At 45.8% G+C, this 14352-nt stretch carries 14 protein-coding genes; all 14 read right to left on the reverse strand.

Features of this window, described 5'->3' with window-relative positions; genetic code table 11:
• Nucleotides 1–8 precede the first annotated feature (8 nt).
• Complete coding sequence (fliP, locus tag AACW75_RS20885) at nucleotides 9–938, reverse strand: flagellar type III secretion system pore protein FliP (RefSeq protein WP_017073197.1); 930 nt, start codon at nucleotides 936–938, stop codon at nucleotides 9–11.
• Nucleotides 925–1404, reverse strand: coding sequence for a flagellar biosynthetic protein FliO (gene fliO / locus AACW75_RS20890; RefSeq protein ID WP_017073198.1), 480 nt, complete (start codon nucleotides 1402–1404; stop codon nucleotides 925–927). The genes fliP and fliO overlap by 14 nt, the downstream gene beginning before the upstream one ends.
• Complete coding sequence (gene fliN / locus AACW75_RS20895; protein WP_004736208.1) at nucleotides 1404–1814, reverse strand: flagellar motor switch protein FliN; 411 nt, start codon at nucleotides 1812–1814, stop codon at nucleotides 1404–1406. Before fliN ends, fliO begins: the two co-directional genes overlap by 1 nt.
• Before the next feature lie 29 nt (nucleotides 1815–1843).
• A complete protein-coding gene (gene fliM, locus AACW75_RS20900; RefSeq protein WP_010439360.1) occupies nucleotides 1844–2887 on the reverse strand; it encodes a flagellar motor switch protein FliM in 1044 nt (347 codons plus the stop codon).
• Nucleotides 2888–2894: 7 nt separating this feature from the next.
• Nucleotides 2895–3383, reverse strand: coding sequence for a flagellar basal body-associated protein FliL (gene fliL / locus AACW75_RS20905; protein WP_145570326.1), 489 nt, complete (start codon nucleotides 3381–3383; stop codon nucleotides 2895–2897).
• A gap of 52 nt (nucleotides 3384–3435) precedes the next feature.
• Nucleotides 3436–5595: a flagellar hook-length control protein FliK gene (locus tag AACW75_RS20910; RefSeq protein WP_145570324.1), complete on the reverse strand. Its 2160-nt coding sequence runs from the start codon at nucleotides 5593–5595 to the stop codon at nucleotides 3436–3438.
• A 182-nt stretch (nucleotides 5596–5777) separates the two neighbouring features.
• Nucleotides 5778–6215 (reverse strand): flagellar export protein FliJ, encoded by a 438-nt coding sequence (gene fliJ / locus AACW75_RS20915; protein ID WP_017073201.1) that lies wholly within the window; start codon nucleotides 6213–6215, stop codon nucleotides 5778–5780.
• A gap of 19 nt (nucleotides 6216–6234) precedes the next feature.
• Nucleotides 6235–7554, reverse strand: a complete 1320-nt coding sequence (gene fliI, locus AACW75_RS20920) for a flagellar protein export ATPase FliI (RefSeq protein WP_017073202.1) — start codon at nucleotides 7552–7554, stop codon at nucleotides 6235–6237.
• A complete protein-coding gene (gene fliH / locus AACW75_RS20925) occupies nucleotides 7554–8354 on the reverse strand; it encodes a flagellar assembly protein FliH (RefSeq protein WP_102553596.1) in 801 nt (266 codons plus the stop codon). The genes fliI and fliH overlap by 1 nt, the downstream gene beginning before the upstream one ends.
• 125 nt (nucleotides 8355–8479) lie before the next feature.
• The gene (gene fliG, locus AACW75_RS20930; RefSeq protein WP_145570322.1) at nucleotides 8480–9541 is read right to left on the reverse strand and encodes a flagellar motor switch protein FliG; all 1062 of its coding nucleotides are present in this window, start codon (nucleotides 9539–9541) and stop codon (nucleotides 8480–8482) included.
• Nucleotides 9534–11276 carry a flagellar basal-body MS-ring/collar protein FliF gene (fliF, locus tag AACW75_RS20935; RefSeq protein WP_017073205.1) on the reverse strand — a complete coding sequence of 581 codons (1743 nt, stop codon included), beginning with the start codon at nucleotides 11274–11276 and terminating at the stop codon, nucleotides 9534–9536. The genes fliG and fliF overlap by 8 nt, the downstream gene beginning before the upstream one ends.
• 16 nt (nucleotides 11277–11292) lie before the next feature.
• Nucleotides 11293–11604, reverse strand: a complete 312-nt coding sequence (gene fliE / locus AACW75_RS20940) for a flagellar hook-basal body complex protein FliE (RefSeq protein WP_017073206.1) — start codon at nucleotides 11602–11604, stop codon at nucleotides 11293–11295.
• A 132-nt stretch (nucleotides 11605–11736) separates the two neighbouring features.
• The gene (locus AACW75_RS20945; RefSeq protein WP_017073207.1) at nucleotides 11737–13146 is read right to left on the reverse strand and encodes a sigma-54-dependent transcriptional regulator; all 1410 of its coding nucleotides are present in this window, start codon (nucleotides 13144–13146) and stop codon (nucleotides 11737–11739) included.
• A 33-nt stretch (nucleotides 13147–13179) separates the two neighbouring features.
• The gene (locus tag AACW75_RS20950) at nucleotides 13180–14220 is read right to left on the reverse strand and encodes a sensor histidine kinase (protein WP_017073208.1); all 1041 of its coding nucleotides are present in this window, start codon (nucleotides 14218–14220) and stop codon (nucleotides 13180–13182) included.
• Nucleotides 14221–14352 lie beyond the last annotated feature (132 nt).

Below are 14352 nucleotides of genomic sequence, written 5' to 3' on the forward strand. Positions count from 1 at the left end.
TCCCCCAGCTACAAGGCAAAACTGCCGGCGAGAGTGGAGAGTATCAAGTTCCAACCATCAACAAGGACAAACAGCATCAACTTAAACGGCAGCGATACGATCATCGGTGACAACATCATCATACCCATAGCCATCAATACCGAGGCCACCACCAAATCGATAATCAAAAACGGCAAGAACAGCATAAAGCCTATCTGGAAAGCCGTTTTCAGCTCTGACGTGATAAATGCAGGGATAAGAACCGCCATTGAAACGTCTTCAGGGTTAGTCACTTCCGCTCCTGAGATCTCAACAAAGGTCTCAAGATCTTTGATTCGGGTCTGTTTAAGCATGAAAGACTTAATCGGGCCTTGAGCAACATCAAAGGCCTGTCGTGCTGATATCTGCTCATTGAGATAAGGCTGAACCGCTTGCTCATTGACCTGATTGATCACCGGCGACATGATGAAGAAAGTCAAAAATATCGCGATACCAATAATCACTTGGTTCGAAGGCGTTTGTTGTAGACCCATTGCCTGACGCAAGATAGACATCACCACAACAATACGGGTAAACGACGTCATCAAAATCACCATTGCAGGCAAGAAGCCAAGCATGGTCATTAAGGCCAATATTTGCAGGTTGATGGAGTAGTCTTCACCACCGTTAGCATTAGTCGTCATGGTAAAGGCAGGAATACCACCACCATTACCCGTTAAGCTGCCTGTGGTCATGGTTTGCGACGTGGCTTGATCTTTTTCCATCGAGCTGATGGTTACCGACTCAGAGCCAGCCGTATTCGCAGGGATAACTGTGCCGTCTTCGGCCTGCGCAAATACCGACCCACTGAATACGATAGAGCAGAGAAGAATGAGCTGAACTAACAGCACTTTTACCGTTCGGAATGATCCGATTTGGTAAAAGTAAGATGAATTCGAAAATCCGTTACTTATTTGCATCTTTTTTTATTAGCTGGGAAAGCTGACTTGAAAACGTACTTTTTTCCAGCATCTCCTGAGTAAGAGGTTTATCGAGCTTAGAGATCAGCTGAATGGATTGCGTAGTAATGCCGACTAAGAACTGTTCATCACCCGCTTGAACAATCGCAATGCGTTCTTTAGTTCCAACAGGAATTTGTCTAACAATAGCCAAACCTTGTTGATTCGACATCGCAGGCACTTGCATCCGCTTGAGTAACCAAGCAATAAATAAGATGAAGGCGATAACGAAAATCAGCGACCCAAAAGTGGTCGCTAAATCAAGAGAAGGAGGCGCGGCAAAAGCAATAGAAGGCGCAGATAACAGCCCTACTCCCAATGTTCCACGAGACAAGCTTGTGATTTCACGAAACAAGCCCGTCACTCCGCTAAACAAACCAGCTATCCCGCGAGACAAGCCCACCAATATTTTTGGCGAAAAACGCATTAACGTAACTTCTTAATTCGTTCTGTTTGGCTAATCACGTCAGTCAAACGAATACCAAATTTGTCGTTCACCACAACCACTTCACCGTGCGCAATCAGAGTACCGTTAACCATCACATCCAGTGATTCACCAGCAATTCTATCTAGCTCGACAACCGAACCTTGGTTCAGTTGCAGTAAATTACGGATACTAATCTGAGAGCGGCCAACTTCCATGGAAATGGTCACTGGGATATCCATGATGGTATCCAGTTTACGACGCTCATCTTCAGAAATCGGAGACGATGAATCGGTTAGCTCATCAAGTGGTGCAGCGAGCACGTCGTCGACATCAATTGACGGTGCTAAAGGGTCTTCACCAAGTGCAGCAGCCCATTCGTCTGCTAACTTTTGATCTTCACTAGGTTCCATTACCAATTCCTATACTTTTATCTATTTTGCTATTCGTTATCGTCGCTATTTTCTAGCTCAGACATTAAGTCTTTGCCTAGAAATGCGAGATCAGTTTTAACCACATGCGGTCTTTGAATCTTTTCAGAAATCTGTACGGCGAGCTTCTCGCCTGAACGTCCCATTTTTACGCGATATGTAGGCAATTCCTCTACAAACATGGTCGCGTGCTCAGGCATGTTCATTGGAATAACATCACCTGGGCGCAACTCCATAAGATCACGCAGGGAAATATCTTGTTCAAGCAAGTTCACGCGAAAGTTGACTGGCACATCCATGATTTCATCACGAAGTGCTGAGCTCCAACGAACATCAGTTTCCATTTTGTCAGACTGAACACCGGCATCCAACAATTCACGAATCGGTTCTACCATGGAATAAGGCATAACGACGTGGAAGTCACCACCACCGCCATCCACTTCAATGTGAAATGAACTCACAACAATCACTTCTGTTGGGCTCACAATGTTCGCCATGCTTGGGTTCACTTCAGAATCCAAGTATTCAAACTCAACTCCCATTACTGGTGACCAAGCTTCTTTGTAATCTTCAAACACAATTTTCAGCAATAACTGAATAATTCGTCTTTCAGTCGGCGTGAATTCGCGACCTTCAATCTTGGCGTGAAAACGGCCATCGCCACCAAAAAAATTCTCTACAAGAATAAAAACAAGACGTGCTTCCATGGTGATCAGCGCCGTACCTTTTAACGGACGGAAACGAACCATGTTTAAACTAGTGGGTACATACAATGTGTTCTGGTACTCACCAAACTTCATCATTTGTACGCCGTTGATCGACACTTCAGCCGTTTTACGCAACATATTAAACAAACTGATACGCATATGACGCGCAAAACGTTCGTTAATAAGTTCAAGGGTCGGCATTCGACCACGGACGATTCGATCTTGAGATGAGAAATCGAAATTGATCGCATTGTCATTTTCGGTTTCTAAGACATCTTCAACGTCTTCAACATCGTCTACGCCATGTAAGAGCGCATCAATTTCGTCTTGGCTTAATAAATCGGTCACAAATTACCTATTGAATTACGAAGTCAGTGAATAACACTTTTTCAATCACAGGCTGGCCAACTGCTTGAGCCAGGCTTGCTTTAATATCTTCAGTCGCCTTATTGCGTAGTTCCACTCGCCCTGTTGGTGAGCGCAATTGATCAACCGTTGCAGACGCGAATGTTGCCAATAGCGTGCTTTCTACTAATGGAGAGTGGTAACGAGCAAGATCTTCATTCTTGCTGCCGCGTACCATTAATTGTGCTTTTATCTGAACTAGACGGTCTTTTTTATCACCCGTCACATTGAACAAAAAAGGCTGAGGAATATTAACATACATGACAGGTTCTACAGCGACCATCGCGCTAGCGGGTTGAGATTGAGACTCAGAAGCTCCGTCATCTGAACCTAGAAAAAAGAACAGTGCGGCACCCACTCCAAGCAGTAAAACGACTACGGCAATAATGATAATAAGAAGCTTACTTTTCTTTTTAGTTGGATCTTGTTCTGCAGACATACTGTTCTCTAACTTCCTGTTATTTCCACTAACGAGCTGTTATGGCCTGATATTAGGCATAATAACTAATTCCATCACGCTTTGATGCGACATTCAATTCAAGATTGCTGCCGCTATCAAGGTTTTCATCACCTTGACCATCATTTGCGCGGTTAGAGCCTGATTGTTGCTCACCATTGTTGTATCTATCTTGCCCTTGACCCGTATTCTGTTGTTGAACGGACGAATCAGCAAGCTGCATCCCTTGTTGAGCAAGCATCTCTCTCAAACGAGGTAAGGTTTGCTCAATCACATCTCTCGCCTGTTGGTTGCTCACCGTGAAGTGAACATTCGCCACGTCATTATTCATGGTCATTCGAATTTTCATTTGACCCAACTCTGGCGGATCAAGGCGGATGTCCAAGTTCTTAAGGTTCTTAGACATCATCATTTGTATTTTTTCTGCCACCTGTTCGTTTGCCAACTCTTTAGTTAGCTGAAGAGGTGCCTGTTGGGCCGCTTGAATTTCAGCTCGTGTTGGAGCCGAACCTACGGTCGCTGTTCCCTGAACACCCGCTGCAGAAGCAATTTGCTGAGCAAACGTCGAGTCTTTGGAATCATCTTTAGCACCAGCCTTACCCAGGCCAGAGAGTGCCGCCGCGCCAGCGCCAGCTTTGAGCAACATATCCGTTGAACCCGCCTTAGTCGCGGCTACAGGTGCATTCACTGTCAGGCTTTGCGCCGTTAAACTCGGGTCCAAGGCTGCATGTTGTGCAGAAGCGGCATTGCCCTGCTGAGCAGCCAACTGTTGAGCTGCAGCCTGTTGAGAAGCATGTGCATTATTAGCGTGCAACATTGCCGCTTTATCTGTAACTGCATTGGTTGCAGCTTGAGATGAAGCCTGAGCAGATGCTTGTTGGGCTGCGGTAGCAAGTGCCGCTGTCGATGCTACCGCACCTAGAGCTTTGGCTTCACTTGAGTCAGAGTTATCCCAATCGATAGCTGCTGATTCAGCATTCGAATTTTGGCTCAATAACGCCGATGCTTGTTGTTGAACATTAGTCAGCTGTTGATTCAACACTTCTAAGTTACGTGTGGATTTAGCTAAGGCAGCTTGCTCGTCAACCGTCAACTTAGCGCCACTTTGTTGCTTTTGAAGCAAACCATCGACAACAGACTGTTCTGATTCGATTTCTGAATTCAATTGATTTAGCACTTTGGTATGGGCATCAACTTGTTTTGCAAGCTCGATGTCAGCGGATGAAAGCGCTTCACTTTGATCGCTAGCAGCTGCCGCATTTTTTTGGCTAAGCTCTCGGCTCATGCTTGCTTCGATCTGCTCAGGGGTAACACCTTTGTCCATGAGTTGTCGAATTTCATCATCAGTCAACTGAGAAACACCTTTACCACCGGTAAGCACGGCGATCTCAGAATCGACTTCAAGTCCACTTTTTGTGTTGGTTAAATTGGCTTGTTCTGTCGTCAGACCCATTGCTCCTGCAACTGAGTCGCCAGCGATATTGCCTTGGGCTTCACCTGCATTCACTTGTGGACTAGTTTGTTGGGTGGCTTGTTGAGGCAAGCCTTTGCCGTTCGCAGGCTGATTCAGTGTTTTGTTTGCCTCATCCAACTGACCAAGCAGTTTATTGCCTTCATTCATCGCGACGCTGGCTTGCGATGCCTGAGCCTTGGACTCTGTAATCTGAGTGGTTGAGTCGTTATCAGTCGAAACTTGTTGAGATTGCTCCCCTTTAGGCAGTGCCTTCTCTACCAAGGTATTGTCACTGGTCGAAGTCGACGAGGCTTTCTCTTTCGACTTTGAAGCTAATTCAGACGTTTGTTCAGCACCTATTTTTTCGGTGGTCGCCTTTTCAGCATCAGCTTTTGTAGAAGCTTGCTTAGTTTGACCTTCACTCGTTGCGCCTGCGCTCTCAGATTCACTAGCATCGCCTTTACTCAGTTCCGGAGAAGCTTCTCCCTCAGCAGAGCTCGACTTAACTGATTCGCTTTCATCACTCGACGCCGAGATTTTTTTATCATCAGATTTTGAGCCGTTTTCAGCGTCTTTAACTGTTGCTTTGCTGTCACTTTCTTCAAAGCCTAGCGCTTCTTTAAACGACTCAAAAAAACCTTTTGAATCGCCGGTATCTTCTACCTTTGAAGAGGCAGAGCCAGTGTCCAACAAGGATGACGTTTTGTTGGTCGCTGAATTTGAGGAAAGACTAACATTCATATATACAAGCTCTATCTACTAGCTTTGCTGTCATAAATCGGACAACAAAAAGAAAGTCGGATGCTTTTCATGCCTTTACTGGGCATAATGCGCAATTTTATATAAAACGGAGCAAGAAACATGCCTATTAGTTCTGTTCTCACAATCGGAACGGCAACACCTGCGTCATTTAGGGCTTAGGATCACATCTTCTTTCGGCCATACATCAGCGTCGAGAACTCATCCATTTGCTTCTGTTCTCTTTGGTCTTGCAGTTTTGCCTTCTCTTTCTGTTTTTTCTCCATCAACCACTCATAAGATTTACGCTTTTTACGTAGCTCCATCCAGTAGTTTTGGCAGTTGTCGACTTGGTTTTTAAAATGGTGCTCCGCTTCTCTCTGTTTAGATAATGTTTCGTCTAGTTGAGTTAGGAAACGGTTCAAGTGACCATACTGGCTCGCCGTTAGTCCAGCCTTTCCGCGGTCGATAAGCTGCTGACAGTAATCAAGTCGATACTTTTCAATTTGAGCGACCTGCTCATAGTAACCTTGAAGTTCCGAATTCGCTTTGTTGAGCGCGAGTACGGCTTGGTTCTCTTGATCCTTAGATTGATCGAGCAAAAACTCTAATGCGTTATCCATGACTAACCTTATTCACTCGTTAGCCACCCAATACATGTTTCAACATGTTGACACACATGTCATAGGGAACTGTTTCTTTCATTTTTTGCTGTAAGTACTCATCCAACCTCGGTTTCAAGGTGAAAGCACTGTCAATTGCAGGATCAGTCCCCGGTTTGTAGGCGCCTATCGAAACCAAATCTTGGTTTTTACGACAAATAGACAGTACTTGGCGCACCGCTTTCGACATCAATACATGTTCTTCGGTGGTGATTTGCGGCATAACACGACTGACGGATTTCTCAACATCAATCGCAGGATAATGACCCGCATCAGCCATCTCTCGCGACAACACAATGTGGCCATCAAGAATCGCTCGCGATGCATCAGCAATCGGGTCTTGTAAGTCATCACCTTCAGTTAAAACGGTAAAGAAAGCCGTGATGGAACCTTGTTCATCGTTGCCGTTACCCGCACGTTCGACGAGCGCGGGAAGCTTGGCGAATACTGATGGCGGATAACCTTTGGTCGCTGGCGGCTCACCGACAGACAGAGCAATTTCACGCTGAGCCTGAGCAAAACGGGTCAATGAATCCATTAATAAAAGAACATCTAAACCTTGGTCGCGGAAGTACTCAGCGACAGCCAGCGCAGTTTGGCAACCTTTCAATCGCATCAGCGGCGATGAATCCGCAGGAGCAGCGACCACCACAGATCGTTTACGTCCATCTTCGCCAAGAATCTCTTCAATAAATTCTTTCACTTCTCGTCCACGTTCGCCAATGAGCCCCACGACTACCACTTGCGCGGTTGTGCCTCGAGTCATCATGCCAAGCGTGACCGACTTACCCACACCGGAACCAGCAAACAGACCGATACGTTGTCCTTTACCAACGGTAAGCAAACCGTTGATGGCTTTCAAACCAACATCAAGCGGCTCAGAAATGGGTTTACGAGCCAGAGGATTAATTGGCTCTGCATTAAATGAAGCGCGTTGTTCGGTATAGATTGGACCTAGCCCATCAAGTGGGTTACCCACACCGTCAATAACACGACCAAGCAACTCCATCCCAACAGGAATGCCGCTCTCTGAGGTCACCGGTGTAACACGGGCACCTGGTAAGATTCCCGTAATTTGCTCACTCGGCATCAAAAATAGGTTGTCACCTGAGAAACCAACCACTTCAGCTTCCATCTGACCAGACATGGTTTCGACTAAACACAAGCTGCCGATCGGCGCCTTACAGCCGGTCGCTTCAAGCGTTAGGCCAACAACACGTACCAATTTTCCGGATGCAATCGGTCGCGATTTCAGACCTTCGACTTTGTATTGACTCAGACGATTCGCTAGCTCAAGCATTACTCATGCCCTTGATGGCGGTTTACACCACAGAAGCTTTGAATCACGTTCTTCACACGCTCTTCCATGCGGTAGTTAACACTCGACTCACCCGCTTCGATTTGTACATCACCACGGTTGAGTGCAGGCTCCGCCACTAGAGTCCAGTTGCGGCAATCCAATTCCGTTTCACCATATGCAGAGCGAATAATGGCAACATCTTCAGGATTAAGCTTCAATGTGATCGCGTGACCAGAGATTGGCAGTGATTCTACCGATTCTTTCACGGTATCTAATATGATTTGTGGGTTGGTGTGTACTTCAACGTGAACCACTTCTTTGACCATGGTAAGCACCATGTCCACCAGTTGCTTCTCAACCTGAGCATTCATTAGCTCCAACGGTTGTGCAAATTGGTTCGCTAGCCCCATAAAGATAGCAACTTGTTGTTGAATGTATTCCTGACCAGCCGTTACACCTTCAAGCTTACCGGCATCATTACCTTCACTATGGCCTGCAGCAAAGCCTTCTTCTTTGCCTTTTTCGTAACCTTGCTTAAAACCAGCTTCTTGTCCTTGATGAAGCCCTTCTTGGTAAGCACCTTGCTTGATCAATTCAATTTGTTCTTCAGTCAGAACAAGCTCTTCATCTTCGATGGCTTCTTCAACAGTCGGCATCCAACCAGGGTCATAATTGAAGGCGGTTTCTTTGGCTTGTTTGTTCACGTCAGAGGTGTAGTCAGGCAGCCCCCACTTCTGAGGTTGGGCTACCGAATTATCTTCTTCGGGACGAAGGAAGCCGCGTTTTCTATCACCTGACATATCAGTACCTATCTATGAATGAGTCAAACTGCGTTGTAAATTCAAGCAGTTAAACTTAATTAATCTGTAGTTCGAGATTGGATAAAGAAAAGCCCCAACATTGTGGGGCTTTTGAGATTTCTGTATTAAAGGAACTCGTCGGCGCCACCAGACAGCATAATCTCGCCGCTGTCAGCCATTTTCCTCGCGATACCCAGAATCTCTTTCTGAGCCGCTTCCACCTCGGAGACTTTCACAGGCGGCATCGCCTCAATATCGTCTCTCATCATATCGGCAGCACGTTTAGACATGTTCTTGAAGATCTTCTCACGCAGACCTTCATCAGCACCTTTAAGCGCTTTCTGTAGAATGTCTTGCGGTACATCACGCAGCAATCTCTGAACACCTTGGTCATCAACTTCGATAAGGTTTTCAAAGACAAACATAAGATCTTGAATCTGTGTTGCCATGTCTTCGTCTTGGTCTCGAATTTGATCTATCAAGACGCCTTCGACGTTGTTATCCATGTAGTTCATGATCTCAGCCGCGGCTTTCAGGCCACCAATTTTGGCCGCTTGAGCACCAGCTTGACCCGCAAACTGTTTCTCCATGATTTCGTTCAGTTCAGCAAGCGCCGAAGGTTGAACTTCTTCAAGGTTAGCAATACGCATCATCAGATCCAGACGAACACGTTCTGGGAATTGAGACAGAATCTCGGCCGATTGATCAGCATCGAGATACGACAATACAATGGTTTGTATCTGAGGGTGCTCGTTTATGATGATACTTGCCACCTGACGAGGATCCATCCACTTAAGCGAATCCAAGCCTTTAGAACCGGTCCCTAGAAGGATCTGGTCAACAAGGTTATTCGCCTTGTCTTCACCCAGAGCAGCAACTAGTGCGTTACGCATAAAGTCTTCGCTGCCCATGCCAATGTTAGTGTACTTCTGAATATCATCTAAAAAAGCACGGTGAACCGCACCTACTTTTTCTTGGGATAAGTCGGTTGCACGTGCCATCGCACTACCGACACGTTGAACCTGCTTTGGCTCTAGGTGACGAATAATACCAGCCGCATCTTCTTCGTTTAAGCTTAGCAATAAAATTGCAGCGCGCTCATCTCCTGAGATAGAACCGATATCGACGCTAGAGACATCAAGCACTTCACCGCCTTCAGTTTGTTGTGGAACTATTTCGTTAGCCATCTACCATCCAATTCTTAACTACTTGAGCTGCGAGCTCTGGTTCATTCGCTACAAGTGCACGTACTGCTTTCAGCACGTCCTCGTCTTTATGAAGGTTTGGTAAGTCAATGCTTGAACCAAATTCAAACAGCTCACCACCTTCAATATCGCCACCAATTAGGCTCGTTTCACCGTCGGCACCAATCGGCATGCCATCAGGGCCGTACATTTGATCATCGTTGTCGGCTGCAGGGTTAAGCAGTTTCTTCATTGCAGGGCGTACAAGTACCAATACCACCACAATAATAACCAACGCACTCGCAAACCAACGAATCCAATCATTAAAGTTTGGATGCTCCCAAATAGGCACATCAGCTACGATATCAGTCACCTGAGGCGCAAACTGCATGCTCAATACGTTTAACAAATCACCACGATTTTCGTCAAAACCCACAGTGCCAATCAAAACCTGACGAATGGCATTGATTTCGCTAACTGGGATTGGCGTGTGAACCACTTCGCCCGTGTCTGGGTTCAATGATTGACGGTCTTTAATCGCTACCGATACCGTCTGACGGTTAACTGTGCCGCTCTGTTTACGTTCGTGGCTAATGGTTGTATCTAGCTCAAAGTTTCGAGTCGCTTCTTTGTGAACCGAACCTTGTCCCGTCATTGCGCCATCTTTCATCTGGGCAACATCTTGAGGGATAGAAGCATCTGCAGGAGGCTGATTACTCAAAGCACCAGGAATGCCAGCCACAGTATTGCCGTTGTTGTAATCTTCTAAAGTGTATTCACTTCGGGTCGCAGGCGTATTCGGGTCGAAACGTTTTCTGGTTTGCTCTACCGCACTAAAGTCGAGCTGAATATCAACTTGAGCGGTGTAGTTACCAAATCCAAGGATAGGAATTAAGATAGAATCAATTTTCTCACGTAGCGCTTGTTCTTGGTTGCGCTCTAATTCATGTTCTTTGCGGCGCGCTGTTGACATCGGGTCTTGAGAGCCTGAGTTCAAAAGTCGACCATGCTGATCGGTCACCGTGATACGTGAGGTTTTCATTCCCGGAACCGCACTCGCCACCATATCCACAACAGAATCCACTTCTTGCTGCTTTAGGTTAGCTCCGGTTTTGACTGTTAGAAATACAGAAGCTGAGGCTTCTTGATTGTGACGTACGAATACACTTTGCTTTGGCAATGCTAATAAAACCTGAGCTTTACGCACCTGTTTCATCTGCTCGATGGCTTTCGCAAGCTGTCTCTCACGACTTAATTTAAGGCGTTCCTGCTCTAAACGTTGTGACACACCAAAGCCCATGTCTTGCATGAGTATGTCATCGCCAGCATTTCGCTCTTGATTCAACCCCGCTCGTACCATATTAAGCTTCAGAGAGTTGTACTCACTCGCAGGTACCGAGATAGTGTTGCCTTCAAGAGAATACTCAATTTTTTGCAGATCTAAGTAATCAAGAACGGGGATCAACTCTTCTGTTTCGTAAGCACCTAATGGACGCATTTCTGGTTCTTTTACCCAGAAAAAAAGCATCACAATTAGCGCTACGCAAATAGAGATGGAAAGGACCAAGACGACCTGACGAAGTAAATCGAGATCGCCCACAGCCATATCGAACTTCGATGAGCTGCGTTCACCTAAATCGGGATTTTGCCCTGTTCCGTCAAGATCAGAACCCGCCATGAGAGCGTGGTCGTTGCTATCGCTTACGGTTAAATCTGTTGTTTGACTATTATCTGCCACTATTCAATTACCTAACTTATACCGGCATATTCATCAGCTCTTTGTACGATTCGACCAATTTATTTCTAATTTGGATCGTCGCTTCAAAAGCCACACTAGATTTATTACGAGCAATCATCACATCAGACAGTGACACGCTTTGGTCACCGCTATCAAAACGAGCTTGAAGACTGCCTGAGGTCTTTTGTAATGAGTTCACATTATTGATGGCTTGCGTAAGCATGTTGCCAAAGTCTGCACCAACCGCTTGCCCTGTTCCAGTAGGACGCGCGCTAGCAGCTTCAACCATCATTGCCTGCATTTCGCCTTGTAAACCATCTATTCTCATCTACTACCTCAGGAGTCAAAATTATGACTATCTATTTCGCTGTATTATTGACTGAGCAATTAGCGTGCCACACATTATTTTGACTAGACATCGTACTACAACAGTCAGAAACCTGGCACTACTAATCTATCCTCAGTTTGGGATATCTATTCCAGCATCGCGCATTTTTGCTAACTTATAACGTAATGTGCGTGGACTAATGCCCAGTTTTTCAGCCATATCTTTACGTCGGCCACTGCAAGCAATCAATGTTTCAAGAATAATTGCATACTCTTGATCTCTAAGTTCATTACCAAGCCCTTCACTGCTGGCAACGACTTTGTTGATCGGATTAGATTCAGCAATAGGCTTAATTTCTGGCGATGCAACGTCATTGCCTTCGACAATTTGTTGTAGCCCACTTGCATCTTGCCAATCAACACCTTCAAGAAGGATATGCTCACCAGAAATATGATCTTGTTCGCTCAAGATCAACGCTCGTTGAATGACATTATCTAACTCACGAACATTACCCGGCCACGGATAATTGACGAGTTTACTGATGGCTTGCGCTGACATCACGGGTACGGGCATACCAAGTTTGGTGCAATTACGCTCAACCAAATGCTTAGCTAGAGGCTCAATATCGCCTTTACGCTCACAAAGTGGCGGCCAAGATATTGGGAAAACATTCAGTCGATAGTATAAATCTTCACGGAAGTTCCCTTCAGATACATACTGTTTTAAGTCACGATTACTGGTCGCCAACACACGAACGTCTAGCTTGATGCTCTTACGGCTCCCCAAACGCTCAACCTCACGCTCTTGCAACACACGCAGTAACTTAGCTTGAAGGCTAAGCTCCATCTCACTGATCTCGTCCAGTAAAATAGTGCCGCCTTGTGCTTGTTCAAACTTACCTGGACAAGCCTGAATAGCGCCAGTAAAGGCACCTTTTTCATACCCAAAGAGTGTCGCTTCCAACATATTATCTGGGATCGCAGCGCAGTTAATCGCGACAAATGGACCATCTTTACGGCTTGAGGCGTTATGAATGTAACGAGACATAACTTCTTTACCGGAACCGCTCGGCCCTAAGATCATTACGTTAGCATCCGTTTTTGCGACTTTATCAGCCAGCATCATTAGCTTGATACTTTTTTCATCGGCAACGATGGCATCACCATTGTCATCCGACTTAACAGGAGCGTAACGGCTCACCATGTTTAGCAGTACTTCTGGCGCAAAGGGCTTTGCCATGTAGTCGATAGCACCCTCTTTCATTGCTGCTACGGCATCTTCAATGTTGGCATACGCTGTCATCAACAATACAGGCAAATTAGGCCAATGCTGCTTGATGTTTCTTAGCAATGCTAAGCCGCCCATACCTGCCATCTGCACATCAGAGACAACGATATCAACGGAGTTCGATTTCAATTTTACCAGAGCATCTTCCGCACAATCCGCTTCTAGCCATTCATAGCCAGCAAGCGCGAGAGTGTCGACAAGGGCTTCGCGTAGACCTTCATCATCTTCGACGATTAACACTTTGCTTTGAGCCATAGGATTCTCCAGTGTAAATTCAGTTAAAACGTATTAGTCTTCAGTTGAAGCGCTTCTTTCGAGCGGCAAGCACATAGTAAAGCATGCGCCATCACCTTCTTCTGAGATCAATTCCAGTCGGCCTTCATGTGCACGACATACCATTTGTACAACCGCCAAACCTAAACCTGTACCTTGTGAGCGAGTGGTAAAGAAGGGTTCCATAATTTTACCTTGAAGCTCTTTCGCAACGCCGGGTCCACTGTCTTGTACTGATATCTTAAGTTCGCCGTTGACGGGCCTAAAAAAGACATCAATCTGCGACTCTTTGCCTGCAATTTGAACCGCGTTCAAAACCAGGTTACTCAGAGCAGACGCAATAGCATTGGCGTTACCAAACATTTGAGTTTCTTCGCCCTCAACTTCCTGGCAATAATCAATCTGGTTGGTCTTTAGTGCCGCTTCCACCATTGGGTGAAACTCAGTGATCAGTTCAGCCACAGTAAATGGCTTAACCACTTTATTGTCGCCACCTTTGGCAAACAACAGCATGTCATTCACTTGCTTCTCTAAGTCATGCAATCTATCCATAAGCTTAGATTGAAAACGCGTTTTTGTTGCCGGCGGTAAGTTTGGCGCGGCAAGATTTGATGCATACAACATCGCGCTAGAAAGTGGCGTACGCACCTGATGCGCCAATGAGGCGACCATTCTACCTAACGAGGACAAACGCTGAAGATCACTAACACGAGACTGTAGAAGACGTGTTTCTGTCAGGTCGGTAATCAGTATCAGTTGACCGGTGGTAGAAGCTGAAATCGCCAAACGAACCTTACGTCCGTTCTTTAGTGAGATCTCATGTCCATCATCGTCTTTTGGGTCAAAGGCACTTTGAATAACCGAAAACCACTTCTCACCCACCAGTTCCACACCTAAAATTCGGTGCGCTTCAGGGTTCGCTTCCCTTACTTCCCCATGAGTATCTAACAAGATGACACCTGCTGGCATCACATCAAGCACTTGCTTATAGCGCTCAACCTGCTGTTCAACTGAATCTAGGTGTGATTGATTTTCGGGTTCGTTAGATAGTTGCATGTCAAAAATTTGCCTCAAATACTAAAACAGCCTGACACGTACAACACGAGCCAGGCTATTTGCTATATTTATCACATAGTTAAGTAAGCAACAACTCGACTATGCCATCTCTATTCTCTCAATCAGAGCACA

It is taken from the genome of Vibrio sp. L3-7 (genome assembly GCF_963898195.1).
GTDB lineage: Bacteria > Pseudomonadota > Gammaproteobacteria > Enterobacterales > Vibrionaceae > Vibrio > Vibrio echinoideorum.

What these genes read in the sequence shown, in the direction of transcription:
- fliP (WP_017073197.1), bottom strand. Translation starts at nt 938, where the DNA reads ATGCAAATAAGTAACGGATTTTCGAATTCATCTTACTTTTACCAAATC.
- fliO (WP_017073198.1), bottom strand. Translation starts at nt 1,404, where the DNA reads ATGCGTTTTTCGCCAAAAATATTGGTGGGCTTGTCTCGCGGGATAGCT.
- fliN (WP_004736208.1), bottom strand. Translation starts at nt 1,814, where the DNA reads ATGGAACCTAGTGAAGATCAAAAGTTAGCAGACGAATGGGCTGCTGCA.
- fliL (WP_145570326.1), bottom strand. Translation starts at nt 3,383, where the DNA reads ATGTCTGCAGAACAAGATCCAACTAAAAAGAAAAGTAAGCTTCTTATT.
- AACW75_RS20910 (WP_145570324.1), bottom strand. Translation starts at nt 5,595, where the DNA reads ATGAATGTTAGTCTTTCCTCAAATTCAGCGACCAACAAAACGTCATCC.
- fliJ (WP_017073201.1), bottom strand. Translation starts at nt 6,215, where the DNA reads ATGGATAACGCATTAGAGTTTTTGCTCGATCAATCTAAGGATCAAGAG.
- fliI (WP_017073202.1), bottom strand. Translation starts at nt 7,554, where the DNA reads ATGCTTGAGCTAGCGAATCGTCTGAGTCAATACAAAGTCGAAGGTCTG.
- fliH (WP_102553596.1), bottom strand. Translation starts at nt 8,354, where the DNA reads ATGTCAGGTGATAGAAAACGCGGCTTCCTTCGTCCCGAAGAAGATAAT.
- fliG (WP_145570322.1), bottom strand. Translation starts at nt 9,541, where the DNA reads ATGGCTAACGAAATAGTTCCACAACAAACTGAAGGCGGTGAAGTGCTT.
- fliE (WP_017073206.1), bottom strand. Translation starts at nt 11,604, where the DNA reads ATGAGAATAGATGGTTTACAAGGCGAAATGCAGGCAATGATGGTTGAA.
- AACW75_RS20945 (WP_017073207.1), bottom strand. Translation starts at nt 13,146, where the DNA reads ATGGCTCAAAGCAAAGTGTTAATCGTCGAAGATGATGAAGGTCTACGC.
- AACW75_RS20950 (WP_017073208.1), bottom strand. Translation starts at nt 14,220, where the DNA reads ATGCAACTATCTAACGAACCCGAAAATCAATCACACCTAGATTCAGTT.